We start from the raw sequence: 26,580 nt of genomic DNA on the forward strand, positions 1-26,580 counted from the left end.
TAAATCATGAACGGTTTTATTCATGACCTGAACAAAACATCACCGCGTAGTTGCGCGAGCGATCATCCCAGCTCAGCCCTTCCTCACCAACCCCCACACCCCCAGCACCGCAGGAACCCCCAACCCCACCCACGCCAGGGCATCCCACCCGCCATCCCCCAGCAGGGCGGCGAACAATCCGGTGGTGCCGAGCACGCCGACCAACAGCGGAATGCGGAACACCGGCCAGAACGTCGACTTCTTCCGTTTCGTCACGCCGTGGCCTCTGCGCCAGCGGCCTTGGCGGCGCGGCGTCGGACCCACCACAGGTACACGCCACTGCCCAGCACGATGATGGTCAATACATCCAGCGCCGCCCACAGGATCTGCATCGGCATGCCGCCGTAATCGCCGAAGTGCAGCGGCTGCGACAGGCCCATGGCGTCCATGTACCAGGGCCGTTCGACCACGGCAGTGACGTTCAGCGTGGTGGCGTCGATCAGCACCGGCGTCAGCAGGTGCGAGGTCAGGTGGGTACCGCCCTGCATGAACACTGCGTAATGGTGTTCGCTGGAAAAGCGCGTCCCGGGGAAAGCGATGAAGTCGGGTGTCATGCCTGGCGCAGCGCCGTGGGCGATGTCCAACAGGCGGGTGGCGGGCGCCAGTTGTTTGAGCGGTGGCGCGTCGCGGTAGGGTTCGATCAAGGCGCTGAGGGTTTCTGCCCGCCAGGCACCGATCAGCAGGTCGGCGCAGGCGCTGATCACCCCCGTCACGCCCACCACCAGCGCCCAGGTCAAGGTGACCACGCCGATCAGGTTGTGCAGGTCGAGCCAGCGGGTGCGGGTGGATTTCTGATTGCGCACGGTGCCAAACGTGAGTTTGCGCATGAACGGCGCATACAGCACCACTCCGGAAACGATCGCCAGCACGAACAGCAGACCCATGAACGCCAGCAACAGCTTGCCGGGCAGGCCGGCATACATGTCCACATGCAAGCGCAGCATGACCATCATGAAGCCACCGTTGGCCGAGGGCGTTTCCACGGCCTCGCCGGTACGCGCATCGAGCATGAAGGTGTGCGACGAATTGGGCTCGGTGTCGGCGGTGGCAGCGGTAATCGCCAGCACGCCGTGGGGCTCGTCCTCGTCCCAGCCGAAATACTGCACCACTTCACCCGCACGATGGGCCTGGGCGGCTTCCACCAGTTGTTGCAGATCCAGTTGCGGCGTGTTGGCAGGCATTTCGCGGAACTGTGGCGCATCGCCCAGCAGGTGTTCGATCTCGTGATGGAATACCAGGGGCAGGCCAGTGATGGCCAGCATCAGCAGGAACAGGGTGCAGATCAGGCTGGTCCAGGTGTGGATAAAGGACCAGCGGCGGATGGTGGTGCTTTTCATTTCAGGGCCTGCAAAAAGAACCCAGCCGTCCACACAGGGATGGCTGGGTCATGGCGCGTTGAGTGCCAGGACGTTATCACCTGTAGTCGACACTGGCGACAGCTGTCGGGTAGCGATCGTGTGCATACACGCCTTTGCGCTGGTCAGAACACCTGGTCCTGCTGCCGCCGCCGCCACTGGCTCACTTTCTCGGCCAGGACGCGGGGGCTGTCCAGACCTTGGCGGCGCGCACGGCTGAACAGCAGCATGGCCAACTCTGCGGTGACCAGCGCATCGGCACTGGCGTGATGGCGCTCGCCGACCTGCAGGCCGAAATGCGTGGTCCAGTCGTCCAAGCCTGCCGCGCGCAACAGCGCATCGGGGCAGAGCATCGGCGCCAGCTCGGCGACATCGATGAAGAGGTGTTGCAAGGTGTAACCCAAACTGTCCTTGAGCGCGCGGCCCAGCATGTGCTCGTCGAACGGTGCGTGGAACGCCAGCAGCGGGCTGTCACCGACGAAGGTCATGAAATCGAGCAGGGCGTCTGCGGGCACCTGGCCGGCGGCGATCGCTTCCGGCCCCAGGCCATGGATCAACACACTGGCGCCCAGACGAGGTTGCTCGCGCAGCAATGTGCGTTCGAACTGCTGAGAGAAGTCCACCGCGCCGTCTTCGATGACCACCGCGCCGATCGACAGCACCTGATCCTTGTTCAGGTTCAAGCCACTGGTTTCCAGGTCCAGCACCACCCAGCGCTGTTCGCGCAGGCTGCAGTCAGCCAAAGGTTGCGGGCCGGGCAACCCTTGCAGGCGCTGCTGCAGCTCGAACGCCAGCGGGGTGGGGCGTGGCCGTCGCCACGGGAACAGATTCACAGTTGATACCTCAGGCTCAGGCTGGCCTGCAGACGCTGGGCCTGGCGCAGCGACTCGCGCAGGATGCGCCGGTCCAGGTGATTGAGCTCGGCGGGGTCGATGCGATTGGAGTAGGGCAAGTGCTGCCGGGCCTGGGCCTGATGCTGCTGCATGCGCGTCTGCTGGATGAAATGGTACGCCTCTTCATAGGCGGCGCCGTCCTGGGCGTCGATGACCTCCTTGGCCACCAGTTGACGCAGGCGCTCCAAGGTATTGCCGGTGTCGATGCCGTTGGCCAGGGCCAACAGGCGCGCGCCGTCGACGAAGGGCGTCAGGCCTTGCACCTTGAGGTCCAGGGTGGCCGCCTTGTCGCTCCCTTGGCGGGTCAGCACGAAGTCGCGAAAACGTCCCACCGGTGGGCGTTGGCGCAAGGCGTTCTGCGCCAGCATGCGTTGGAACAGGCGATTGTCGGCCACCTGCTCCAGCACGCTGCGGCGCAGCTGCGCACAGGCCGAATCATCGCCCCAGACCGTGCGCAGGTCGAAGTAGATGCTCGAGTTGAGCAGGTTCTCCGGGCTCGCTTCGCGAATGAAACCGGCGAAACGCCGCGCCCATTCCAGACGCGACAGGCACAGCTCGGGGTTGCTGGCCATGACGTTGCCCGAGCACAGGCTGAAGCCGCACTGCGCCAGGGCCAGGGTGATCTGGTGCGCCAGCGGCAGCAGCTTGCCGCGGATCTCGGCGGCGTGGGCGGCGTCACGGGCTTCGAAAACGATGCCGTTGTCCTGATCGGTGTGCAGGGTCTGCTCGCGGCGGCCCTCACTGCCGAAACACAGCCAACTGAAAGGCACGCCCGGCTCGCCGCGCTCTTCCAGCACCAACTCGATCACCCGGCAGACGGTGTGATCGTTGAGCAGGGTGATGAGCTGGGTGATCTGCGTCGACGATGCGCCATGGGCCAGCATGCGCTCGACCAGAGCGCTGATCTCCCCGCGCAAGGCAACCAACTGTTCCAGGCGCGAGGCATGGCGAATGGTGCGTGCCAGGTGTACCAGATCCACCCGCTGCAGGGAAAACAGGTCGCGCTCGGACACCACGCCGCACAGGCGCTGGTCTTTCACCAGACAGACATGAGCGATGTGTCGTTCGGTCATGGCCACGGCAGCATCGAAGGCGCTGGCTTCAGGGCTGAGATGGAAGGGCCGCGGGATCATGTAGCGCTCGATGCCCGCACCGAAATCGGTGGCCGCGTCGGCCACGGCCTGACGCAGGTCGCGCAGCGTGAAAATGCCCTGGGGGGCCTTCAAGTCATCGACGATGACGATGCTGCCCACTTGCTGCTCGTGCATCAGCCGCACGGCGTCGCGCAGCGGCAGAGAGCCTGAGCAGGTCACCGGGTGGCGCATGGCAAGGTCACCCAGTCGGGTGTTCAGCGAATACTGGGTGCCCAGGGTTTCCACGGCCTGGCGCTGCACTTGCTGGTTGACCTGATCGAGCAGGCTGCTCACCCCGCGCAGGGCGAAGTCGCGGAACACCGTCGACAGCGCGAACAGCTTGATGAAGGCCGGCTTGTTCAGTTGCAGGCAGAAGGTGTCTTCGGCCGCCAGATGCTCGGTGCGCGTGGCGCGCTCGCCGAGCAGGGCGGCCAGCGGAAAGCACTCGCCGGCAGTGATCTCGAACGTGGTTTCGGTGCCGCGACGCGCACTGTGCGGCCGCTCGCCCACCACCTGCCCTTGCTTGACGATGTAGAAATGCTCGACAGCACCGTCGGCCGGTTTGATGATGCTTTCACCGCCGGCATAGAAGCGCAGCTGGCACTGCTCGACCAGGTACGCCAGGTGGGCGTTCTCCATCTGGTTGAACGGCGGGAAGCGTTGCAGGAACTGCACGGTGCCGTGAATGTTCTGCAGCACCGCGGTCTTGCCCGCCTGGGTGAAGGCGTCGGTTTTGCTCATGGCCATTACCGCTCGATAGGTCGAATCGGAAGTTGTTGTTATGGGAGATTTGTCTTTATCGTTCGGCCATGGTCGACTGCATGGGCGAAGGTGCCCATTGGACGTAAGTCTAAAAGGCGGGAGCGAGCGCAACGGCCCGATGGATGGGTTCTGGATGACGGGAAACGTATGTCCGATCACGAATTGTTGTTGAGCGATGCCGAGCGTGAAGCGCTCAGCGAACTGGGCCAGGTGCAGGCGCTGCCGCCGCAGCTGGTGCTGGTGGTGGATGATGACGACGACACGCGGGATGTGCTCGCGCAGATTCTGGCGCTGCATGGCATTGATTGCCTGCAGGCCGACAGCGCCATGGGCGCAATGCTGCAACTGCGCGCCAACCGGGGCATCGGGCTGTTGATCACCGACCTGCGCATGGGGCCCGAGTCGGGCCTGGACCTCATCCGTGAAGTGCGCGAGTCGGACCGCGCGGCGCTGCCGATCATCATCATTTCAGGCGATGCCAGCGTGAAGGATGCGATTACCGCCATGCACCTGAGCGTGGTGGATTTTCTCCTGAAACCGATCGACCTGGACCTGCTGGTTAAGCTGGCGCGCGAAGAGCTTGGCGTGAGCTGAAGCCTGGCCTCAGGTTATCCAAGGTTATCCTGCGCCTGCCTGTGGATAACCTGTGTCGACCCCTCTGCAGGCCGCGCCCTGCAAGGCCTGTACTGAATCGTTCAAAAAACAGCCAAGTTCCTGCATGTTGTGCACAATCCACGGGGACCAGGCTGTGGATAACCTTGGCGTAGATCGCTGTACACTACGTCGGGCGTGGCCTGCAGCCCGCAGATCATTTTTTGATCAGTGACGTTGGCGCCGGTTCCACCAGATATCCACACTGTAGATAACCAGTCCCGCCCAGATGAAGATGAACGTGACCAATGTCGCTGGCGCCAGATGTTCCCCGAATACCTGAACGGCCAACAACAGCACCAGCGTGGGTGCGATGTACTGCAGAAACCCCAGTGTGGTGTAAGGCAGGTGGCGCGCGGCGGCATTGAAGCACAGCAGCGGCACCAGTGTGATCGGCCCTGCAGCCATCAACCAGAGCGCGTCGCTGGTGGTCCAGAAGGCCGGTTGGATACTGACGGCATCGCCGTGCCAAAGCAGCCAGCCGGCGGCCAGCGGTACCAGCAACCAGGTTTCGATCACCAACCCCGGCAACGCCGCCACCGGTGCCCGCTTGCGAATCAGTCCGTAGAAACTGAACGTCAAGGCCAGTGCCAACGAGACCCATGGCAGGCTGCCCACCTGCCAGACCTGCTGCGCCACCCCCGTCGCCGCCAGCGCCACGGCGATCCATTGCAGCGGGCGCAGCCGCTCGCGCAGGATCAGCAAGCCGAGCACGACGTTGAGCAGCGGGTTGATGTAGTAGCCCAGGCTGGCCTCGAGCAGTCGACCGTTGTTCACCGCCCACACATAGACCAGCCAGTTGGCGGCGATCAGGCAACCGCTGCCCACCAGGATCGCCAGGCGCACAGGGTTGTCGCGCAATTCGCGCAGCCAGCCGGGATGCTTCCACACCAGCAGCAGCAACGAGCCGAGCAGCGCCGACCAGAGCACGCGCTGGGCAATGATCTCCACGGCCGGGTAGTGCGCAAGGGTCTTGAAGTAGAGAGGGATGAACCCCCAACAGATATAGGCGCTCAGGCCCAGGATGTACCCCCGACGGGGATTGGCGACTTGCATGGAGCTCCCTGCTGGCACGGTTTCGAAATCGAATCGCTGATCGGTAACTGTTACACATCAAACCATTGGAAACAAAAAGGCGAACGCTGCTTTCAGGCCCGGCGCCCGGCTAGAACAGCTTCAGCGGCTCTTCATTGAGTGCGGCCAGTTGCTCGCGCAGCGCCAGCACCTGGTCACCCCAATACCGCTCGGTGCCGAACCAGGGAAAACTGCGCGGAAAGGCTGGGTCTTCCCAGCGCCGCGCCAGCCAGGCGCTGTAGTGCATCAGGCGCAGCGCCCGCAGGGGTTCGATCAGCGCCAGCTCGCGCGGATCGAAGTCGTGGAATTCGCGGTAGCCGTCCATCAGCTCGGACAGCTGGCCGAGGCATTCCTGGCGGTCGCCGGCGAGCATCATCCACAGATCTTGCACCGCCGGGCCCATGCGGCAATCGTCGAGGTCGACGATATGAAACACTTCGTCGCGGCACATCATGTTGCCGGGGTGGCAGTCGCCGTGCATGCGGATGTTCTGGTGCGGCGTGGCCTTGTACACCTCTTCCACGCGCTTGAGCAGGTCACGGGCGACCGACTCGTAGGCGGGCAGCAGGCTGCGCGGTACATGGTTGCCTTCGAGCAGGGTCTGCAGCGAAGCGTGGCCGAAGTTCTGCACCCCCAGCGCTTCGCGGTGCTCGAACGGACGTGTGGCGCCCACGGCATGCAGGCGGCCCAACAGCTGGCCCAGGCGATAGAGCTGATCGAGATTGCCGGGCTCTGGCGCCCGGCCGCCTCGGCGAGGAAACAGGGTGAACCGGAACCCGGCGTGTTCGAACAGCGTTTCGCCTTCGTGCACCATCGGTGCTACCACGGGCACTTCGCAATCGGCCAACTCGGCCGTGAACGCGTGTTCTTCCAGAATGGCAGCGTTGGTCCAGCGGCCGGGGCGATAGAACTTGGCAATCAGTGGTTGGCCATCTTCGATGCCCACCTGATAGACGCGGTTCTCGTAGCTGTTGAGTGCCAGCACCCGTGCATCGCTCAGAAAGCCGATGCTTTCCACGGCGTCGAGCACCAGGTCTGGAGTGAGTGTTTCAAAAGGGTGGGCCATGCGAACTCCTGCGCGCGGCAGGCTGCCGCGTCCGGCTCGCCATGGTAGCGCAGACGCGGCAACAGCGGTGGCCGGGTTACGCGCCGATCACCCCGCCATCCTCGCGGCTGATGGCAATCACCGACGAGCGTGGCTTGCCGTTGGGCAGGTGTTCGGGGAAGGTCGAACCGCCATTTTCGCCCGGGTGCTGGATGCCGATGAACAGGGTGCGTTGATCGGCAGCGAAGCTGACGCCGGTGACTTCGCAGCCGACCGGGCCGACCATGAAACGGCGGATCTCGCCGCTGGCAGGGTCGGCGCAGAGCATCTGGTTGTTGCCCATGCCAGCGAAGTCGCCCACGTTGGTGGTATCGCCATCGGTCTGCACCCACAGTCGACCGGCATCGTCGAACGCCAGGCCATCGGGGCTGTTGAACATGTTCTGCGGATTGATGTTGGACGAGCCACCCTTGGCCTGGCCAGGGTGCACGCCGGGGTTGCCGGCCACCAGGAACAGGTCCCATTCGAAGTCCATGGCGCCGTGCTCGTCGCCGCTTTCGCGCCACCGCAGGATCTGACCGTAGACGTTCTTCGCGCGCGGGTTGGGGCCGCCGACCGGTTGGCCGTCGTCACCGCGTTTGACGTTGTTGGTCAGGGTGCAATAGACCTGGCCATCTTTCGGGCTGACCACGATCCACTCGGGGCGGTCCATGCGCGTGGCCTGCATGGCGGTGGCAGCCAGCCGCGCGTGGATCAGGACCTCGGCCTGGCTGGCAAAGCCCTTGCTGGCATCCAGGCCGTGCTTGCCATGGGTCAGCTCCAGCCACTGGCCACGGCCCTTGGGATGATCGGCGTTGCCGTCGCCGTCGTCGAAACGCGCAACGTACAGCGTGCCGTGGTCGAGCAGGTCACGATTGGCCTTGGGGTTGTGGTGGTCGATGCGGTCGCGGCTGATGAACTTGTAGATGAACTCGCCACGCTCGTCGTCGCCCATGTACACCACGGCGTGCCCGTCGCGGGTTTCGGCCAGGGCTGCGTTTTCATGCTTGAAACGACCCAGTGCGGTGCGCTTGACCGGCATGGCGGTGGGGTCGAACGGGTCCACTTCCACGACCCAGCCATGACGGTTGAGCTCGTTGGGGTTGTGCGCCATGTCAAAGCGCGGATCGTGGGGGTGCCAATTGATTTCCTTGCTGGCCGCGACCACGCCGTAGCGTTTCTGCGCCGCCGTGAAGGCTAGCGTGGCGTCGGTGCTGCCGAAGCAGTCGGTGAAGTTTTCTTCGCACGTCAGGTAGGTGCCCCAGGGCGTCTTGCCATTGGCACAGTTCTGGAACGTGCCATGTACCAGTTGCCCGGTGCTGTCGGCAGCGGTCTTGAGCAGGGCGTCGCCTGCGGCTGGCCCGCTGACGCGAATCGGCGTGTTGCCGTGTACGCGGCGGTTGTACTGCGAACCCTGCACGAAGTGCCAGTGGCCGGCCTTGCGCTGGATCTCGATCACCGACAGGCCTTCGCAGGCCAGGGCCTTGCGCACTTCTTCAGCCGACTGCGGGCTGCCGCCATGGGCGTAGAGATAACGGTAGTTGGTGTATTCGTTGTTGATGGCCATCAACGCGCGATTGGTGTCGTTGGGGAAGGGGAACAGACTCATGCCATCGTTGTTGTCGCCGAACTGCACTTCCTGGGCTTCGGCGCTGCCGTTGCCGCTGGGATCGAAGGCCGGGCCGCCGGCTTGCAAGGGTTGTCCCCAGCTGATCAGCACGCTGGCCCGATAGCCTGGCGGCAGGCTGATGGTGTCGCTGGTGGCCGCCGCAATGCCGGTGAAACCGAGCAGGCCGCTGTTACCGGCGCTCACGGCGCTGGCAATGGCCGTACGGGTCAGCAGGTTACCGCCCATGAACATCGCGGCACCGCACAGCGCACCAGCACCAATGAAGCGACGACGGCTCAGGCCGGTGATCTTTTCCAGGTCGGTGGCTTGGTGTTCTTCTAATAGGCTCATGATCATCTCCCTTCAGGTCAGCGAGTACCTTAAGGAGGGATTATGACGAACAGGTTGCAGGCAGGGGGTGTGCCGATGCGTGCGTGCAGAAATGTTTCCGAATACAGCAATACGGGGGGAAACACGGTGCAAAGCCAGCATGCATGCGCACAAGAGAATTAGCTAACCAGGTGGGCTAAGATACGCTGTAGTCACCTGTACAAAGGAGTCGCTACCGATGGCCATTCACAATGTTCACGATGCCAAAAGCAATCTGTCCCGGCTGCTGGATCAAGCTGCGGCCGGTGAAGTGGTCGTCATTGCCAAAGCCGGCAAGCCGGTTGCCCGGCTGGTGGCTTATGACACGCCACAAGCAGGTGAAGCAAAGCGTATCGGTTTCATGCTTGACCTGGAGGTACCCGAAGACTTTGATGAGCTGGACATTGAGGTCGCCAATCTCTTCGAGGGCAAGGTGTGAAGTTACTGCTCGACACGCATATCCTGATCTTGGTTGCCAAGGACAGCCCGATGCTTTCAGCAAGTGCTCGATCGTTGATCGGCAATATGGATAACGAGGTGTACTTCAGCGCAGCGAGTCTGTGGGAAGTGGCCATCAAGAACGGTCTGAGCCGCAGCGCCACGGTCATCGATACGGCGCGTCTGCGCCGGCAGCTATTGCTCAATGGCTACAGCGAGCTACCCATCACTGCAGCCCATGGCATGGCCGTGGAAAAACTGCCGCCCATTCATCGCGATCCGTTCGGTCGCCTGCTATTCGCCCAGGCTACCCTCGAGAGCATGCAGTTACTGACGGCCGACGCATTGTTGAGCCAATACGGCGCACCCGCATTGCACGTTTGAATCGTCCTACCCAATAAGCTCCAGATGCAGATGCTCGGCAACGCTTTGGGCACTGGCGTCCTTCAGGTAGGGCACCCGACCCAGGCAGGGCGCTGGCAGGCGTTCGGCCAGGGTGGCGAGGTTCTCCTCGAGCCGTGAGGTTTTCGGGTCGATGATATTAGCCACCCAGCCGGCCAGTTGCAGGCCGTCGCGGGCGATCGCTTCCGCACTGAGCAGCGCATGGCTGATGGCACCCAGGCGCACGCCCACCACCAGAATCACCGGCAGTTTCAGGGCCATGGCCAAGTCCGAGAGGTTGGCTTGGTCGGACAGCGGCACGCGCCAGCCGCCGGCGCCTTCGATCAGGGTGAAATCGGCCTTCTGGGCCAGCACGTGACGCATGGGCGCCAGCAACGATCCAACCGTCAGCGCCACGCCAGCCTCGCGAGCGGCAATGTGTGGAGCGATCGCCGGTTCGAAGGCCACTGGATTGACCTGCGCGTATTCCAGGCGGATCGAGCTTTGCGCCATCAGGGCCAGCGCATCACTGTTGCGCAGGCCCTTGGGGGTGACATCGCAGCCCGAGGCGACGGGTTTGGCACCCAGCGTACTGAGGCCCTTGAGCCGGGCGGCGTGCAGCAGGCCGGCCGCCACCGTGGTCTTGCCGATGTCCGTGTCGGTACCGGCGATGAAATAGGCGCTCATCAGGATTGTCCTTGCTCGACGGGTTTGCGCAGCACAGCGTAGACCAACTGGTAAGTGGCTGGCAGCCCCACGGGTGTACGAAAGGCTTCATAGGCCTGCAGCAGGCCGAGCATGCGCGCCCGGCCAGTCAGGCCGTCAGGGCGACCGGGGTTGAGGTTGTGCGCGCCCAGAGCCTTGAGTTCATGGGTCAGGCCGCGCACGTCAGGGTAGTGCAGCACATGGGGCACGTTATCCAGGCCCAGCACCTCCAGGCCGCTGTCGGCGCACAGGCGCTGGTAGTCGGCGAATTCACGAAAGCGGTTGACGTGCACTCGGCCATCCACCGCTCGCCAGCTTTGCCGCAGCTCGTGCAGTGTGCCCGCGCACAGGCTGGCGAATGCCAGCACGCCGCCGGGCTGCAAGGCCCTGTAGGCCTCGGCGAGCACCGCGGCGAAATCGCTGCACCATTGCACTGCCAGGCTCGAATAGATCAGGCCACAGCAGCCATCGCGCAACGGTAGCTGTTCGGCATCGCCGGCCACATGCCAAGTGGCTCCGCCCTGGCCACGGGCGTGGGTCAGCATGCCTTCGGCAATGTCCAGCGCCACGCCGGCGACGTCGGGAAAACGCTGCGCCAGGACGCGGCTGAAATAGCCCGTGCCGCTGCCCAGGTCAAGCCATTGCAAGGGTTGCAGATCGGCCGGCAGGCGGGCGAGCAGCGCATGGCCAACGTCGCGTTGCAACTGCGCGACGCTGTCGTAACTCGCCGCTGCCTTGGAAAAGGAAGCCGCCACCCGCCGCTTGTCCGGCAACCCCGACGCCGCCTCCCGGCCTGCTGCCGCAGAAGCCACCTCATCCACCGCCACTCCTGTAGCAGCGGCGCAAGCCGCGTCATCTACCACCGCCAAACGTGCGCCAAACGCAACACCGTTGCCGTTATTCATCAAAACCTCGCTCACGCAGGAAGGCCTGAATTGCACCGGCGACCCTCTGCGAGTCTTCCAGCATGAACGCATGGCTGGCCTGCTCGAACAAGCCGATTTCAGCCTCTGGCAGCAGCTCCCGCAACGCGCTCACCGCCCAAGCAGGCACCAACGAATCACGCCCGCCGAACAGGTGCAGTTGCGGCCCGGCAAACGCCTGCAACGCGGCCCGGGTATCCAGCTCCGCCAGCACATGCAGGCCCTCCACCAATGTCTGTGTCGAAGTCGGCTCAGCAACCGCCAGTCGCCGAGAAAGCCCGCGCGGATCAGCAGCGCCTTGCGCACAGAGCGACGCGAAGCGCTTCAGCAGGGTTTTCGGATCCGCCTCGCAAGCGGCCAGAAACGCTTCGAACGTCTCAGCGGGCATTGCATCCGGCCAGTTGGCGCGGGCCACGAAACAACTGTTGCTGGCCAGGGTCAGCAAGCCACGGCAGCGCTCGCCACGGCGCGCCGCCAGTTCGGCAGCAAGCATGCCCCCCAGCGACCAGCCACCCAGCCAGACATCGTTCGGCAGGCGTTCGTCGAGCGCATCGAGCCAACGGCCAGGCACGGCAGAGCCTGGCGCAGGCAACGGTTCGACCTGCACCTGCACGGGCTCGGCAAGCCCCTGCAGTGCTGCGATCAAAGGGTCCAGCGCGCTTGTGCCCAGGCCCCAGCCCGGCAGCAGGATCAGCCGATCAGGCATGCTCGGCCCCCAGCAGCGGGTAGCACTCAGCCAGCGCATCGAGCAGTTGCTGCACCTGGGCACTGCTGTGAGCGGCCGAAAGGGTCACCCGCAATCGCGCACTGCCGACGGGTACCGTTGGCGGGCGAATGGCTGTCACCAGCACTCCGCGCTCGCGCAACAGCCGCGACAAATGCAGCGCCCGCCCGGCGTCACCGATGAGAATGGGCTGAATGGGCGTGAAGCTGTCCATCAAGGTCAGGCCCAACCGGGCAGCGCCCTGCCTGAACTGCGTGATCAGGCTCGTCAGGTGCTCGCGCCGCCAGTGCTCGCTGCGCAGCAGCTGCAGGCTGCGCAAGGTGGCGCAGGCCAGCGCCGGTGGCTGGCTGGTGGTGTAGATGTAGGGGCGGGCGAACTGCACCAGCGTCTCGATCAGTTCCTCGCTGCCGGCGACGAAGGCGCCTGCGGTGCCGAACCCCTTGCCCAGGGTCCCGACCAGCACCTGCACATCGTCCATCCCCAGCCCGAAGTGTTCGACGATACCGCCACCGGTGGCGCCCAGGGCACCGAAGCCGTGGGCATCGTCGACCATCAGCCAGGCGCCCCTGGCCCGTGCGGCAGCCGCCAGTTGTGGCAGCTCCGCGAGGTCACCGTCCATGCTGAAGACGCCATCGGTCACTACCAGCGTATTGCCGGTGGCTTTGTCGAGGCGCGTTTCCAGGCTGGCGGCATCGTTGTGCAGGTAACGGCTGAAGCGTGCGCCGCTGAGCAACCCGGCGTCCAGCAGCGAGGCGTGGTTGAGACGGTCCTGCAGCACGGTATCGCCTTGCCCGACCAAGGCGGTGACCGCCCCCAGGTTGGCCATGTAGCCCGTGGAGAACAGCAGCGCCCGTGGACGCCCGGTGAATTCGGCCAAGGCCTCTTCCAGCGCGTGGTGAGGGCTGCTGTGACCGACCACCAGATGCGATGCACCACCGCCCACGCCCCAGCGTTCGGCACCCTCGCGCCAGGCCTTGATCACTTCGGGGTGGTTGGCCAGGCCCAGGTAGTCGTTGCTGCAGAAAGCCAGCAGCGGTTGGCCATCGACCACCACCCATGGCCCCTGCGGGCTTTGCAGCAATGGACGCTGACGATAGAGGTCGGCGGCGCGGCGCTCGGCCAGGCGCGCGCTGAGGTCGAAGGGCATGCAGGCCTCGAATGGCAGGGGGTGAACGCCGGCCGCTGGGGCCGGCGCAGGGTCAGGCGGACGCGGCGTCGTAGAACAGGTCGCTGCTCTTCTGCTCGACCAGAGCCTGCTCGATGGCCGCTCGATGAACCTCGTCGGCGTGTTCTTCGCGCGCTTCTGGGGCGATGCCGAGGCGGGCGAACAACTGCATGTCCTTGTCCGCCTGCGGGTTGGCCGTGGTCAACAGCTTGTCGCCGTAGAAGATCGAATTGGCTCCGGCCAGGAAGGCCAGGGCCTGCATCTGTTCGTTCATCGCTTCACGCCCGGCGGAAAGGCGCACATGGGACTGCGGCATGAGAATGCGCGCCACGGCCAGCATGCGGATGAAATCGAACGGGTCGATGTCCTCGGCGTTTTCCAGCGGCGTGCCCGCCACTTTCACCAGCATGTTGATTGGCACCGACTCGGGGTGCTCGGGCAGGTTGGCCAGCTGAATCAGCAGCCCGGCGCGGTCGTCCAGCGACTCGCCCATGCCCAGGATGCCACCAGAACAGATCTTCATGCCGGCGTCGCGCACATGAGCCAGGGTCTGCAGGCGTTCGCTGTAGGTACGGGTGGTAATGATGCTGGCGTAGAACTCCGGCGAGGTGTCCAGGTTGTGGTTGTAGTAGTCAAGGCCGGCCTGGGCCAGTGCCTTGGTCTGGTCTTCGTCCAGGCGGCCCAGGGTCATGCAGGTTTCCAGGCCCAGCGCCTTGACCCCTGCAACCATCTGCAACACATACGGCATGTCCTTGGCCGAAGGGTGTTTCCATGCCGCGCCCATGCAGAATCGCGTCGAACCGATCGCCTTGGCGCGGGCGGCCTCTTCGAGCACTTTCTGCACTTCCATCAGCTTTTCTTTTTCCAGCCCGGTGTTGTAGTGCCCCGATTGCGGGCAGTACTTGCAGTCCTCGGGGCAGGCACCGGTCTTGATCGACAGCAGGGTCGAGACCTGAACTCGATTGGGGTCGAAATGCGCCCGGTGCACGCTTTGCGCCTGAAACAGCAGGTCGTTGAACGGCTGCACGAACAGCGCCTTGACCTCGGCCAGGGTCCAGTCGTGACGAACGGTTGCAGTTGTACTGGCGCTCATCGGCGATTCCTTGTTTATGCTGGGCGTGCGCTGGGACGCAGGAATGTCCATGGGCGCAACGCGGCTATTGAGTCGAATGCGGGCATGATTAAGGAAGCTCCATGCACTGTCAACCTCCTGCAGGTACCTCGGTTTACAAGTGGATAAAAAATGATCAGGTCTGTGTCTTGTGCGACGAAGCGTCGGGCAATCCCTATGCCCTGTGCGAGGCCTGCGAATGCGAGCTGCCCTGGCTGGACGAGCAGTGCACGGTGTGTGCACTGCCGCTGGCGATGAGCGGGTTCACCTGCGCGCCCTGCCGGCGCCGGCCTCCGGCCTTCGAGAAGGTGGAGACGCCCTGGCACTACGGTTTCCCCGTAGACAGCCTGATCACGCGCTTCAAGCACAACCGCCAGTGGCCCTACGGACGTCTGCTGGCCGAGTTGACCAGCCACTGGCTCGACCACCGTTTCAACGAAGGATTGCCACGCCCGCAGTTGCTGATCCCGGTGCCCATGGGGCGCAAACGCCTGCGCCGGCGCGGTTTCAACCAGGCTGAGATGCTCGCTCGATGGTTGTCCAAGGCACTGCACATCGACTGCGATTCGAGCCTCGTGCAACGACCGCGCGAAACCCAGGCGCAGCAGGAATTGGGCGCCAGGGCGCGGTTGCACAACTTGCAACAGGCTTTCTCCCTGTTGCCCGATGCGCGGTTGGAGGGGCTGCACGTGGCTCTGGTCGACGATGTGATGACCACCGGCGCCACCGCGCAGGCCCTGGCCACGCTGCTTCGCCAGGGCGGCGCCGCACGGGTCGACGTCTACTGTCTGGCGCGCACGGCCAAGCCCGAGTAGCCTTGGCCCATGACCTTGCCCCCCTTGCTGGCCCAGTACATCGCACGTCGCCCACACCGCATCGAACTGCTGCGTCATATCGCCGAGCAGGGTTCGATCACCCGCGCCGCCAAGGCGGCCGGCCTGAGCTACAAGGGCGCCTGGGACGCCATCGACGAACTCAACAACCTGGCCCACACGCCACTGGTCGAGCGGGTCGTGGGCGGCAAGGGCGGCGGTGGCGCGCGCTTGTCCGAGGAAGGGCAGCGCATGCTGCGCCTCTACGAGAAGCTCCAGGCCTTGCAGGCGCAGGTGCTCGAAGCCGCCGAGGAGGCCAGCGACCTCGACCTGCTGGGCCGGCTCATGCTGCGCACCAGTGCCCGCAATCAACTGCAGGGCCGCGTGACTGCCATCGACGCCTGGGGCCGCAACGACCAGATCACCCTCGATCTGGGCGCCGGGCTGAGCTTGCGCGCGCAGATCACTCACGACAGCACGCACACGTTGACGCTCGCGCCTGGAGCGGTGGTGGTGGCGCTGGTCAAGGCCGGGTGGCTCTGCGTGTTGCCCTTGGACGCTGCCGGCATGCCCGGCCATAACTGTCTGCAGGGGGTCATGGAGCAGATCCTGCCGGACACTCAGGGGCCCTGTGAAATGCGTATCGGCCTGGCGAATGGACAAACCCTGTGCGCATTGTCCGAGCAGTGCTCGATCCGTGAGGGCGACTCGGTCAATGTATGGCTCGATCCTGCCAACGTCCTGCTCGGCACCCCGCTCTAACCCGCGCCATAGCCGTCGAATCCCGTTGATCCCCCTCTTTCAGCACGCCAGCCAGCGGCTGCCGCGGCACCACCTGACGGCTGCCGACTGGCGCCGTGCGGCTATTGACTTTGCCCAGGCGTAAACGTATGTTTCAAACATCCGTTTGATAGCGACAACCTGTCGCAGGTCGAACCCACCGGAATTCATCAGCAGAGGTTCATTGCTATGCCTGATTACAAGGCCCCCTTGCGTGATATTCGCTTCGTCCGCGACGAGTTGCTCGGCTACGAAGCGCACTATCAAAGCCTGCCCGGCTGCCAGGATGCGACCCCGGACATGGTCGATGCCATCCTCGAAGAAGGCGCCAAGTTCTGCGAACAGGTACTGGCTCCGCTGAACCGTGTGGGCGACATCGAAGGCTGCACCTGGAGCGAAGACGGCGTGAAGACGCCGACCGGTTTCAAGCAGGCCTACAAACAGTTCGTAGAAGGCGGCTGGCCCAGCCTGGCCCACGACGTCGAACACGGCGGCCAGGGCCTGCCCGAATCCCTGGGGCTGGCGGTGAGCGAGATGATCGGCAGCGCCAACTGGTCGTGGGGCATGTACCCCGGCCTGTCCCATGGCGCCATGAACACCATTTCCGCCCATGGCACCCCCGAGCAGCAAGAGGCCTACCTGACCAAGCTGGTGTCCGGCGAGTGGACCGGCACCATGTGCCTGACCGAACCGCACTGCGGCACCGACCTGGGCATGCTGCGCACCAAGGCCGAACCCCAGGCCGACGGCAGTTATGCGATCAGCGGCACGAAGATCTTCATTTCCGCCGGCGAACACGACATGGCCGACAACATCGTGCATATCGTGCTGGCACGTCTGCCCGATGCACCGGCTGGCACCAAGGGCATCTCACTGTTCATCGTGCCCAAGTTCCTGCCTGACAGCGATGGCGCGATCGGCGCGCGCAATGCGGTGAGCTGTGGCTCGCTGGAACACAAGATGGGCATTCACGGCAACGCCACCTGCGTGATGAACTTCGACAGCGCCACCGGTTATCTCATCGGCCCCGCCAACAAGGGCCTGAACTGCATGTTCACCTTCATGAACACGGCACGCCTGGGCACCGCCCTGCAGGGTCTGGCCCATGCCGAAGTCGCGTTTCAGGGTGGCCTGCGCTATGCCCGCGACCGCTTGCAGATGCGCTCGCTGACCGGTCCCAAGGCGCCCGAAAAGGCCGCCGATCCGATCATCGTGCACCCGGACGTACGCCGCATGCTGCTGACCATCAAGGCCTTCGCCGAAGGCACGCGGGCCATGGTCTATTTCACCGCCAAACTGGTGGACGTGCTCAAGTTCAGCCAGGACGAGGAAGAGCGCAAGCGCGCCGATGCCCTGCTGGCGTTCATGACGCCGATCGCCAAGGCATTCATGACCGAAGTCGGTTTCGAAGCCGCCAACCACGGCGTGCAGATCTACGGTGGGCACGGTTTCATTGCCGAGTGGGGCATGGAGCAGAACGTGCGCGACAGCCGCATTTCCATGCTGTACGAAGGCACCACCGGCATCCAGGCACTCGACCTGCTGGGCCGCAAGGTGCTCATGACCCAGGGCGAGGCACTCAAGGGCTTCACCCGGATCGTGCACAAGTTCTGCCAGGCCAACGAAGGCAACGAAGCGCTTGCCGAGTTCGTTGCACCACTGGGGCAATTGAACAAGGAATGGGGCGAGCTGACCATGAAGGTCGGTATGGCCGCCATGAAGGATCGCGAAGAAGTCGGCGCAGCCTCGGTCGACTACGTGATGTATTCGGGCTACGCCTGCCTGGCCTATTTCTGGGCCGACATGGCCCGTGTGGCAGCGCAGAAGCTGGCTGAAGGCACGGGCGATGCCGCGTTCTACACGGCCAAGCTGCAGACGGCACGTTTCTACTACCAGCGCATCCTGCCGCGTACCCGCACTCACGTTGCCGCCATGCTCTCGGGCGCGGCCAACCTGATGGACATGGACGAAGCGCACTTCGGCCTGTCCTACTGACAGGTACGCCAACCAGCCTGCGGCGCGCGTCGAGCGTGCCGCCCGGCTTTCGAACTTCAGCCCTTGAATTTCTGCGAGTCAGCCATGGCGGACTACAAAGCTCCCTTGCGCGATATGCGCTTTGTTCTGAACGAAGTATTCGACGTTGCCAGCCACTGGGCGCAGCTGCCGGGCCTGGCCGACAGCGTCGACGTGGAAACCATGGAGGCGATCCTCGAGGAAGCCGGCAAGGTCACCGCCCAGGCGATCGCGCCATTGAGCCGTGCGGCCGATGAAGAGGGCTGCCACTGGCGCGATACCGCAGTGACGACTCCGGCCGGGTTCATTCAGGCCTACCAGACCTACGCCGAGGGTGGCTGGGTCGGCGTGGGCGGCGAGCCTGCCCACGGCGGCATGGGCATGCCCAAGGTGATTTCGGCGCAGGTCGAGGAGATGGTCAACTCGGCCAGCCTGGCGTTCGGCCTGTACCCGATGCTGACTGCCGGTGCCTGCCTGTCCATCAACGCCCATGCCAGTGAAGAGCTGAAACGCACGTACCTGCCCAAGATGTATGCCGGAACCTGGGCCGGCTCCATGTGCCTGACCGAAGCCCATGCGGGTACCGACCTCGGCCTGATTCGCACACGTGCCGAGCCACAGGCCGACGGCAGCTACAGGGTCAGCGGGACGAAGATCTTCATCACCGGTGGTGAGCACGACCTGACCGAGAACATCATTCACCTGGTGTTGGCCAAGCTCCCCGACGCACCGCCAGGCCCCAAGGGTATCTCGCTGCTGCTGGTGCCCAAGTTCATGGTCGATGCCGACGGCAACCCGGGCGCGCGCAATGCCGTGTCCTGCGGTTCCATCGAGCACAAGATGGGCATTCAGGCGTCGGCCACCTGCGTGATGAACTTCGATGGCGCCACCGGTTACCTGGTCGGCGAGGCCAACAAGGGGCTGGCGGCCATGTTCACCATGATGAACTACGAGCGTCTGGGCGTAGGCATTCAGGGCCTGGCGTCGGCCGAGCGCTCCTATCAGAACGCCGTGGAATATGCCCGTGACCGGCTGCAGAGCCGTTCGCCCACAGGGGCCGTGCAGGCCGACAAGATGGCCGATCCGATCATCGTTCACCCGGATGTGCGGCGCATGTTGCTGACCATGAAAGCCTGCAACGAAGGCGGGCGGGCGTTCTCCACCTATGTCGCGTTGCAGCTGGACACCGCCAAGTACAGCGAGGAGCCGGCCACGCGCAAGCGCGCCGAAGACATGGTGGCCTTGCTGACACCGGTGGCCAAGGCGTTCCTGACGGACCTGGGCCTGGAAACCACGGTGCATGGCCAGCAGGTCTTCGGTGGCCACGGCTATATTCGCGAATGGGGCCAGGAGCAGTTGGTCCGCGATGTGCGCATCACTCAGATCTACGAGGGCACCAACGGCATCCAGGCGCTGGACCTGATGGGCCGCAAGGTGGTGGGCAACGGCGGTGCGTTCTATCAGCTGTTTTCCGACGAAGTGCGTGCCTACGCCGCCCAGGCCGATGCCGCGTTGCAGGAGTTCACCCAACCACTGATCCACGCGCTGGACCGTTTGGATGCGCTGACTGCCGGGGTTCTGGACCGCGCCGCGAACGACCCGCGCGAGATCGGCGCCGCGTCGGTCGAGTACCTGCAAGCCTTTGGCTACACCGCCTATGCCTACATGTGGACAAGGATGGCCGCTGCTGCGCTGGGCCGGCAGGACGAGGCGTTCTATGCCAGCAAACTGGGCACGGCGCGCTTTTATTTCGCCCGGTTACTGCCGCGGATCCACTCGTTGGCGGCTGCCGTCGATGCTGGCAGCTCGTCACTGTTTCTGTTGGATGAGGAGCAATTCTGACGGTGTAAGCTTTGGCTTACATCACGTGGTGTCTTTGAGCTATATCCGTAGATTGGATCCACAGTTAATCTTCACTCCAAGGACGTTGCGCAGGATGCGCCTAGATATAACAGGGACACGTAGGATTTCTGCCAGGACGGCGGACGGAAATGGATGTCATGGGAAACAGTCTGCAAAACCCCGCTTCGGCGGGGTTTTCTTTTTTCCGCTCCCGAATAATTTCCCCTGTAGCAGCGGCGCAAGCCGCGTCACCGACTGCGCGGTACACCTGACCCACTGCATCAAGGCCGGACGCGGCTCGCGCCGCTGCTACAGGGTTGCGCAAGCCAGTCGTGAAGGTTTGCGCCCCGTGTAGCAGCGGCGCGAGCCGCGTCACTGGCGACGCGATACACCTGACACCCCGCATCGCCGCCGGCCGCGGCTCGCGCCGCTGCTACAGGAACGCGTGGGGCTCATTATGGGTTGCGCGCCCCGTGTAGCAGCGGCGCGAGCCGCGTCACTGGCGACGCGATACACCTGACACCCCGCATCGACGCCGGCCGCGGCTTGCACCGCTGCTACAGGTTGCGTCAGGTCATGGTTTCGCTGGCGGCTTGAGCAGCGCTTCTGCCGCCTTGGCCAGGTCCGGCGGGAGGAAATCCCGGTCCGGGTTGTAGTCGGCCTTGAGGAAGCGCGTCAGGTCCTGCAGGTCGCCTGGGCTGAGAATGCCCGCGGCCTGCTTGAGGCGCAGGTTGTCGAGGATGTAGTCGTAGCGGGTGTTGTTGTAGTCGCGTACCGAGCTGTACAGCTGACGCTGCGCATCAAGCACATCGACGATATTGCGCGTTCCCACCTGATAGCCGATTTCGGTGGCCAGCACCGAGCTCTGGTTGGAGATGATCGACTGCTTGCGCGCCTGCACCTGCTCGACATCGGTATTCACCGCACGGTGCAGGTTGCGGGTGTTCTCCACCACTTGTCGACGCAGGCTTTCACGCTGCTGTTCACTTTGCGTGAGCCGCGCGTAGGCCTCACGGACCTGCGAACTGGTCAGGCCGCCGCTGTAGATCGGAATGTTCAACTGCACCCCAATGCTGCGCTGCGACACATCGCTGCCATAGCTCACGCCCGGCAGGTTGGACGGATTGCTGAAACCCAGATTGTCGTTGTCGCCCTTCTGGTATTGCGCCACCGCATCCACCGTAGGCGCATGCCCGGCCTTGCGCTGGCGCAAGGTCTGCTCGGCGGCTTCCACGGCGTAGTTGCTGGCCAGCAGATCGAGGTTCTGCCGGGAAGCGGTGTCGACCCACGCGCTCGCATCGTTGGGCATCGGCGCCAGCACTGGCAAGGTGTGAACGATGCCCTGGATCGAATTGTACTCGCGGTTGGTCAGCGTTATCAGGGCTTGGAAGGCGTCGTCGACCTGACGCTGGGCGATGATCCGATTGGCCCGGGCGGTGTCGTAGCTGGCCTGGGATTGCAGGGTGTCGGTCTTGTCGGAAAGACCGACGTTGAAACGCTCCTGCGACTGATCGAGCTGGCGCCGGAAAGCGTTCTCTTCGGCACGCGCGGTGGCCAGGTTGTCCTGCGCGCGCAGCACCGAGAAATAGGCCTGGGCACTCTGCAGAATGAGATTCTGCTCGGTGGCCGACAACTGCACCGCCGCCTGCTCGTCGACCGCCTTGGCGGCCTTGAGCTGGAACCAGCGGTCGGCGCGGAACAGCGGCTGGCTCAACTGCGCCCGGTAGGAGTTGCCGCTGCGGTTGTACACCGCCGACGGCTGGTCCAGCGCCGTGCGGGTATCGTTGATGTCATAGCCCGCCGACAGGTTGGGCAGCAAGCCTGCCCGCGCCTGCGGCACGATTTCGCTTTGCGCGGCGTAGTCGGCCCGCGACGCCGCCAGGTCGGCGTTGTTCAGCACCGCTTCCTGATAGACGCTGACCAGATCGGTCATGCTCGCCAGCGGTGCCTGCTGCGCCAGGGCCATGCCTGGAATGGCACTGGAGACGGCCAGGGCGAGGGCCGTTGCCGAGGGAAATCTACTGCGCAGCATGGGGCAATCCTTGGTCTGAAAGCTGGGTCTGGGCATCAGCTGTGAAAAGAGGCGTGGGGCAGGGCGAGTGTAGAGCGCGGCGCGCCGCACAACAATCCGGCGCAACGGCCAATATCAAGACCTGCAGGCGGAGTTGGCGTTCCGTGTGCGGGCCGTCTATGCTGTGCACGTTCTTGTCGGGGTGCCTTGCTATGAGGCTGAGATCGGATAATCCGGATCCCGTTGAACCTGATCAGGTTAGCGCCTGCGTAGGGAACAAGATTTCTCGTCCTTTCGGCGAGTCCTCTTGTGCTTCGTCCGGGGTCTCGCGCATTTTCTGCACAGCACCTCGCGTACAAGCACAGCATCCGTTCACAGGGTGCATCCGTGCCTTTCAGGTTCGCTCCGACATTCCCGTGCTGGATGCCGTCTGGAGAGCCTGTGATGAATACAAAAGCAAAAAACACCGTGCATTTGAGCGAATCGGCCCAAGTCGATTCCGGCTCCGTGCAGCCCTTCACCCGTTCACGCAAGATCTACGTTCAGGGCTCGCGTGCGGACATCCGCGTGCCGATGCGCGAGATCAGCCTGGATGTCACGCCCACCGACTTCTCGACCGGCAACGGCGCGGGCGAGATCAACCCGCCGGTGACCGTCTACGACACGTCGGGCCCCTACACCGACCCCAGCGTCGTCATCGACGTGCGCAAGGGCCTGGCTGATATACGTTCGGCCTGGATCGACGACCGCGGCGACACCGAGCGCCTGGCCGGCCTGAGCTCCAACTTCGGCCAGCAACGCCTGAGCGACGACGAACTGACCAAACTGCGCTTCGCCCATGTGCGCAACCCGCGCCGGGCCAAGGCTGGCGCCAACGTCAGCCAGATGCACTATGCCCGCCAGGGCATCATTACCGCCGAAATGGAATACGTCGCCATCCGCGAAAACATGAAGCTGGCCGAGGCGCGCGCTGCCGGCCTGCTCAAGGACCAGCACAAGGGCCACAGCTTCGGCGCCAGCATTCCCCAGGAGATCACCGCCGAATTCGTGCGCGACGAGATCGCCCGCGGCCGCGCCATCATTCCGGCCAACATCAACCACACCGAACTCGAGCCGATGATCATCGGCCGCAACTTCCTGGTGAAGATCAACGGCAACATCGGCAACAGCGCGCTGGGTTCCTCCATCGAGGAAGAAGTGGCCAAGCTCACCTGGGGCATTCGCTGGGGCTCGGACACGGTAATGGACCTGTCCACCGGCAAGCACATCCACGAGACCCGCGAGTGGATCATCCGCAACTCGCCCGTGCCGATCGGCACCGTACCCATCTATCAGGCCCTGGAAAAAGTCGGCGGCGCGGCTGAGGACCTGACCTGGGAGCTGTTCCGCGACACTCTGATCGAGCAGGCCGAGCAGGGCGTCGACTACTTCACCATCCATGCCGGCGTGCTGTTGCGCTATGTACCGCTGACGGCCAAGCGGGTCACCGGCATCGTCAGTCGCGGCGGGTCGATCATGGCCAAGTGGTGCCTGGCGCATCACAAGGAAAACTTCCTCTACACGCACTTCGACGAGATCTGCGAGATCATGAAGGCCTACGACGTCAGCTTTTCCCTGGGCGACGGCCTGCGTCCCGGGTCGATCGCCGACGCCAACGACGAAGCCCAGTTCGGCGAACTGGAAACCCTCGGCGAGCTGACCAAGATCGCCTGGAAGCACGACGTGCAGTGCATGATCGAAGGTCCGGGGCATGTGCCGATGCAGTTGATCAAGGAGAACATGGACAAGCAGCTGGAGTGCTGCGACGAAGCGCCGTTCTACACCCTTGGCCCACTGACCACCGACATCGCGCCGGGCTACGACCACATCACCTCGGGCATCGGTGCGGCGATGATCGGCTGGTTCGGCTGCGCCATGCTCTGCTACGTGACGCCCAAGGAGCACCTCGGGTTGCCGAACAAGGATGACGTGAAGACCGGCATCATCACCTACAAGATTGCCGCCCATGCCGCCGACCTGGCCAAGGGACACCCGGGCGCGCAGATCCGCGACAACGCCTTGAGCAAGGCGCGCTTCGAGTTTCGCTGGGAAGACCAGTTCAACCTGGGGCTGGATCCAGACACCGCGCGCGCCTACCACGACGAAACCCTGCCCAAGGATTCGGCCAAGGTCGCGCATTTCTGCTCGATGTGCGGCCCGAAGTTCTGCTCGATGAAAATCACCCAGGAAGTGCGCGAGTACGCGGCCAACCAGAAGATCGAAGCCGTCGACCTGAGCGTGGAAGAGGGGATGCGCGAGCAGGCGCAGCGCTTCAAGCAGGAAGGCAGCCAGCTGTACCAAAAGGTCTAGTCAGTATCTTCGGTGGTACGGCCTTGCCGGCCACAGACCGCTCCCACAGGATCGCGATCCCTGTGGGAGCGGTCATCGGCCGCGAAAGCCGCACCGCGTTCGACCTGACTCTCCGCCAATGCCCCAACAACCTTCGACCCATTTCCACTCGAGCCCATCCATTGAAAACCTCCTATTCTCCCGATATCGCAGTGTCCACCGCCCAGCGTGTGCTGGGCGGGCGCGACCTGTTCTCCCTGTGGTTTTCCCTGGGCGTGGGCCTCATGGTGCTGCAGACCGGCGCCCTGCTGGCGCCTGGCCTGGGCCTCGCCGGCGCACTGGCGGCGATCTTCCTGGGCACCCTGGTGGGTGTTTTGCTGCTCGCCTCGGTCGGCGTCATCGGCAGCGACACCGGACTCTCCGCCATGGCGGCCCTGCGCCTGACCCTGGGTCGCGGCGCCGGCAGCGTTCCGGCCTTGCTCAACCTGCTGCAACTGATCGGCTGGGGTTCGTTCGAGATCATCGTCATGCGCGATGCCGCCAGCCTGCTGGGCACGCGCGCGTTCGGTGAGGACAGCCTGGGCAGCAACCCCTGGCTGTGGACGCTGTTCTTCGGCGGCCTGGCGACATTGCTGGCGGTCACCGGACCGCTGACCTTCGTGCGCAAGGTGCTGCGCAAATGGGGTATCTGGCTGCTGTTGGCGGCGTGTCTGTGGCTGACCTGGAACCTGTTTGCCAAGGCCGACCTGACTACCCTGTGGAACACCGCTGGCGACGGCTCCATGGACCTGGCCACGGGCTTCGACATCGCCATCGCCATGCCCTTGTCATGGCTGCCGCTGATTGCCGACTATTCGCGATTCGGCAAGCGCGCCAGAAACGTGTTCGGCGGAACCGCCGTGGGTTTCTTCATCGGCAACTTCTGGTTGATGAGCCTGGGCGTCGCCTACACCCTGGCGTTCGCGCCCAGCGGCGAAGTCAATGCGCTGCTGCTGGCGTTGGCCGGTGCCGGCCTGGGCATACCGCTGCTGCTGATCTTGCTGGACGAGTCGGAGAACGCCTTCGCCGATATCCATTCGGCAGCCGTATCGACCAGCTTGCTGTCGGGGCTCAAGGTCGAACACCTGGCTCTGGCCATCGGTATCATCTGCACGCTGATCGCCTGCCTGGCACCGCTGGCGCAGTACCAGAACTTCCTGCTGCTGATCGGCTCGGTGTTCGCGCCGCTGTTCGGCGTGGTGCTGATGGACCACTTCGTGCTGCGCAAGCGTTCGGCCCAGGTCGAACCGCGCGCCGTGCGCTGGAGTGCACTGCTGTCCTGGCTTGGCGGCGTGTGCCTGTACCATGGGCTGGCCAATCTGTACCCGCAGATCGGCGCAACTCTGCCAGCGCTGCTGGTGGCCGGGTTGCTGTACTACCTGATCGAGCGAGCGCTCAACCGCGGCCCGGGAACAGCTCGGGCTTGATCACGCCATTGAGGCGCGGGTAGGCAATCTTCACTTCCGGGTGGCCCATTGCGTAGGGGGCGATGCTGTACACGTTGTACTTGAGCACCACGCCCCCATAGGTGAGCGCAATGTTCGGCGTTTGCTGGAAGGGCCACTGGCGAATGAACTCGGCGTCCTTGTCCAGTTTGCTGGCGACCAGCCAGCCGCGGTGGGCTTCTTCGGCGGCCTGCCAGAACGCTCGCTCCTGGCCTGGGACCAGCATGTCCTGCAGGGTCAGCTCGCGGTGCTCGCGACGCGACCAGTTGATGAAGCCGCGCCCGGGCATGCCATGGGCGCCGCCGGTCATGGCGTAGCTGGACAGCTCGACCACAACAATGCCGTCATGCTGTTCGCGTACCTTGGCTTGCAGGTAGCTGCTGTAGCGTGGCTGGGCCTCGCGCATGAACTGCTCTTCGTAGGCCTTCAGGGTCGCCGGCACGCGGGCGTCGGGGGTGTTGACGGTCATCTCGCGCAAGCGCTTGTCGATGGCTGCATCCAGGCCCGGCTCGTCGGGAAAGTGCACCACGTCGATGTTCACCAGCGGGCAATCCTGATTGTCGCAGCCAGGCTTGAGGTGCTCGAAAGCCTCGCGCTTGGTGTCCAGCGGCGCCCGGTAGTTGGGCTGGAAGAGGCTGGAGCAGGCTCCCAGGGTCAGGGCGACGCAGGCCACGGAGGCGAACTTGAGAAACGACATGAGGGTCCTTGGCGGGTAATGGAATTATCGTGGTTGGACTGCCGGTCGAACCGTCGGTTCGCCAGCTGCGCAATCTTAATGCCTGCTCGCTCAACCGCCTATCCCGAGGCTTGCGGCTTCACCTCAAAGGGGGCTGCAATACAGGCGCATCGCGGTTAGGATGGCCCCATGCTGCATGCACGAGTAAGAGGTTTTTC

The 26,580-nt window shown here is 64.1% G+C and carries 23 protein-coding genes and 1 riboswitch; of the genes, 9 read left to right on the forward strand and 14 right to left on the reverse strand.

What is annotated here, in order from left to right; translation table 11 throughout:
- Window positions 1–72 precede the first annotated feature (72 nt).
- The 4 genes from IFT98_RS08755 to IFT98_RS08770 form a co-directional block, all read right to left on the reverse strand.
- Entirely contained in the window at window positions 73–255 is a 183-nt protein-coding gene (locus IFT98_RS08755) for a hypothetical protein (RefSeq protein WP_192048076.1), read from the reverse strand.
- Window positions 252–1,376 carry a PepSY-associated TM helix domain-containing protein gene (locus IFT98_RS08760; RefSeq protein WP_192048077.1) on the reverse strand — a complete coding sequence of 375 codons (1,125 nt, stop codon included), beginning with the start codon at window positions 1,374–1,376 and terminating at the stop codon, window positions 252–254. The genes IFT98_RS08755 and IFT98_RS08760 overlap by 4 nt, the downstream gene beginning before the upstream one ends.
- Window positions 1,377–1,519: 143 nt before the next feature.
- A complete protein-coding gene (locus IFT98_RS08765) occupies window positions 1,520–2,227 on the reverse strand; it encodes an exonuclease domain-containing protein (RefSeq protein WP_192048078.1) in 708 nt (235 codons plus the stop codon).
- A complete protein-coding gene (locus IFT98_RS08770; protein WP_192048079.1) occupies window positions 2,224–4,167 on the reverse strand; it encodes a putative nucleotidyltransferase substrate binding domain-containing protein in 1,944 nt (647 codons plus the stop codon). The genes IFT98_RS08765 and IFT98_RS08770 overlap by 4 nt, the downstream gene beginning before the upstream one ends.
- Window positions 4,168–4,329: 162 nt before the next feature.
- Between IFT98_RS08770 and IFT98_RS08775 the strand changes: the two genes are divergently transcribed.
- Complete coding sequence (locus tag IFT98_RS08775; protein WP_192048080.1) at window positions 4,330–4,776, forward strand: response regulator; 447 nt, start codon at window positions 4,330–4,332, stop codon at window positions 4,774–4,776.
- Window positions 4,777–5,001: 225 nt separating this feature from the next.
- Here IFT98_RS08775 and rarD read toward each other — a convergent pair whose 3' ends face one another.
- The 3 genes from rarD to IFT98_RS08790 all read right to left on the reverse strand — a co-directional run bounded on the left by rarD (window position 5,002) and on the right by IFT98_RS08790 (window position 8,951).
- Complete coding sequence (gene rarD, locus IFT98_RS08780) at window positions 5,002–5,889, reverse strand: EamA family transporter RarD (RefSeq protein WP_122796559.1); 888 nt, start codon at window positions 5,887–5,889, stop codon at window positions 5,002–5,004.
- Between the two features lie 109 nt (window positions 5,890–5,998).
- Window positions 5,999–6,973 (reverse strand): serine/threonine protein kinase, encoded by a 975-nt coding sequence (locus IFT98_RS08785; protein WP_192048081.1) that lies wholly within the window; start codon window positions 6,971–6,973, stop codon window positions 5,999–6,001.
- Window positions 6,974–7,049: 76 nt separating this feature from the next.
- Window positions 7,050–8,951 carry a PhoX family protein gene (locus tag IFT98_RS08790; RefSeq protein WP_192048082.1) on the reverse strand — a complete coding sequence of 634 codons (1,902 nt, stop codon included), beginning with the start codon at window positions 8,949–8,951 and terminating at the stop codon, window positions 7,050–7,052.
- Window positions 8,952–9,168: 217 nt separating this feature from the next.
- On the opposite strand from IFT98_RS08790, the gene IFT98_RS08795 reads away from it, so the two are divergent.
- Both IFT98_RS08795 and IFT98_RS08800 read left to right on the forward strand, forming a co-directional pair.
- The gene (locus IFT98_RS08795) at window positions 9,169–9,408 is read left to right on the forward strand and encodes a type II toxin-antitoxin system Phd/YefM family antitoxin (protein WP_192048083.1); all 240 of its coding nucleotides are present in this window, start codon (window positions 9,169–9,171) and stop codon (window positions 9,406–9,408) included.
- Window positions 9,405–9,791 (forward strand): PIN domain-containing protein, encoded by a 387-nt coding sequence (locus tag IFT98_RS08800; protein WP_192048084.1) that lies wholly within the window; start codon window positions 9,405–9,407, stop codon window positions 9,789–9,791. The genes IFT98_RS08795 and IFT98_RS08800 overlap by 4 nt, the downstream gene beginning before the upstream one ends.
- Before the next feature lie 6 nt (window positions 9,792–9,797).
- On the opposite strand, the gene bioD is transcribed toward IFT98_RS08800, so the two are convergent.
- The 5 genes from bioD to bioB are packed head-to-tail and all read right to left on the reverse strand — an operon-like array spanning window position 9,798 to window position 14,398.
- The gene (gene bioD, locus IFT98_RS08805; RefSeq protein WP_192048261.1) at window positions 9,798–10,478 is read right to left on the reverse strand and encodes a dethiobiotin synthase; all 681 of its coding nucleotides are present in this window, start codon (window positions 10,476–10,478) and stop codon (window positions 9,798–9,800) included.
- Window positions 10,475–11,398 carry a malonyl-ACP O-methyltransferase BioC gene (gene bioC / locus IFT98_RS08810; RefSeq protein WP_192048085.1) on the reverse strand — a complete coding sequence of 308 codons (924 nt, stop codon included), beginning with the start codon at window positions 11,396–11,398 and terminating at the stop codon, window positions 10,475–10,477. Before bioC ends, bioD begins: the two co-directional genes overlap by 4 nt.
- Complete coding sequence (locus IFT98_RS08815) at window positions 11,391–12,122, reverse strand: alpha/beta fold hydrolase (RefSeq protein ID WP_192048086.1); 732 nt, start codon at window positions 12,120–12,122, stop codon at window positions 11,391–11,393. Before IFT98_RS08815 ends, bioC begins: the two co-directional genes overlap by 8 nt.
- Complete coding sequence (gene bioF / locus IFT98_RS08820) at window positions 12,115–13,287, reverse strand: 8-amino-7-oxononanoate synthase (RefSeq protein ID WP_192048087.1); 1,173 nt, start codon at window positions 13,285–13,287, stop codon at window positions 12,115–12,117. Before bioF ends, IFT98_RS08815 begins: the two co-directional genes overlap by 8 nt.
- 52 nt (window positions 13,288–13,339) lie before the next feature.
- Window positions 13,340–14,398 (reverse strand): biotin synthase BioB, encoded by a 1,059-nt coding sequence (gene bioB / locus IFT98_RS08825; protein WP_192048088.1) that lies wholly within the window; start codon window positions 14,396–14,398, stop codon window positions 13,340–13,342.
- Between the two features lie 101 nt (window positions 14,399–14,499).
- On the opposite strand from bioB, the gene IFT98_RS08830 reads away from it, so the two are divergent.
- The 4 genes from IFT98_RS08830 (at window position 14,500) to IFT98_RS08845 (ending at window position 19,863) form a co-directional block, all read left to right on the forward strand.
- Window positions 14,500–15,231: a ComF family protein gene (locus IFT98_RS08830; protein ID WP_192048089.1), complete on the forward strand. Its 732-nt coding sequence runs from the start codon at window positions 14,500–14,502 to the stop codon at window positions 15,229–15,231.
- A gap of 9 nt (window positions 15,232–15,240) precedes the next feature.
- Window positions 15,241–15,990 carry a TOBE domain-containing protein gene (locus IFT98_RS08835; RefSeq protein ID WP_192048090.1) on the forward strand — a complete coding sequence of 250 codons (750 nt, stop codon included), beginning with the start codon at window positions 15,241–15,243 and terminating at the stop codon, window positions 15,988–15,990.
- A gap of 207 nt (window positions 15,991–16,197) precedes the next feature.
- Window positions 16,198–18,003: a phenylacyl-CoA dehydrogenase gene (locus tag IFT98_RS08840; protein ID WP_192048091.1), complete on the forward strand. Its 1,806-nt coding sequence runs from the start codon at window positions 16,198–16,200 to the stop codon at window positions 18,001–18,003.
- 84 nt (window positions 18,004–18,087) lie between these two features.
- Window positions 18,088–19,863, forward strand: a complete 1,776-nt coding sequence (locus IFT98_RS08845) for an acyl-CoA dehydrogenase C-terminal domain-containing protein (RefSeq protein ID WP_192048092.1) — start codon at window positions 18,088–18,090, stop codon at window positions 19,861–19,863.
- 574 nt (window positions 19,864–20,437) lie between these two features.
- Here IFT98_RS08845 and IFT98_RS08850 read toward each other — a convergent pair.
- Window positions 20,438–21,895, reverse strand: coding sequence for a TolC family outer membrane protein (locus tag IFT98_RS08850; protein WP_192048093.1), 1,458 nt, complete (start codon window positions 21,893–21,895; stop codon window positions 20,438–20,440).
- 167 nt (window positions 21,896–22,062) lie between these two features.
- A riboswitch (TPP riboswitch) is annotated at window positions 22,063–22,167 on the forward strand.
- 151 nt (window positions 22,168–22,318) lie between these two features.
- On the opposite strand from IFT98_RS08850, the gene thiC reads away from it, so the two are divergent.
- Together thiC and cytX are read left to right on the forward strand one after the other, a co-directional pair.
- The gene (gene thiC / locus IFT98_RS08855; RefSeq protein WP_192048094.1) at window positions 22,319–24,223 is read left to right on the forward strand and encodes a phosphomethylpyrimidine synthase ThiC; all 1,905 of its coding nucleotides are present in this window, start codon (window positions 22,319–22,321) and stop codon (window positions 24,221–24,223) included.
- A 161-nt stretch (window positions 24,224–24,384) separates the two neighbouring features.
- Complete coding sequence (cytX, locus tag IFT98_RS08860; RefSeq protein WP_192048095.1) at window positions 24,385–25,668, forward strand: putative hydroxymethylpyrimidine transporter CytX; 1,284 nt, start codon at window positions 24,385–24,387, stop codon at window positions 25,666–25,668.
- On the opposite strand, the gene IFT98_RS08865 is transcribed toward cytX, so the two are convergent.
- Window positions 25,637–26,383 carry an RsiV family protein gene (locus tag IFT98_RS08865; RefSeq protein WP_185794968.1) on the reverse strand — a complete coding sequence of 249 codons (747 nt, stop codon included), beginning with the start codon at window positions 26,381–26,383 and terminating at the stop codon, window positions 25,637–25,639. The two genes, cytX and IFT98_RS08865, sit on opposite strands and share 32 nt — an antisense overlap.
- Between the last annotated feature and the right edge of the window lie 197 nt (window positions 26,384–26,580).

It is taken from the genome of Pseudomonas sp. CFBP 8770 (assembly GCF_014841705.1).
In the GTDB taxonomy this organism is placed as follows: Bacteria; Pseudomonadota; Gammaproteobacteria; order Pseudomonadales; family Pseudomonadaceae; genus Aquipseudomonas.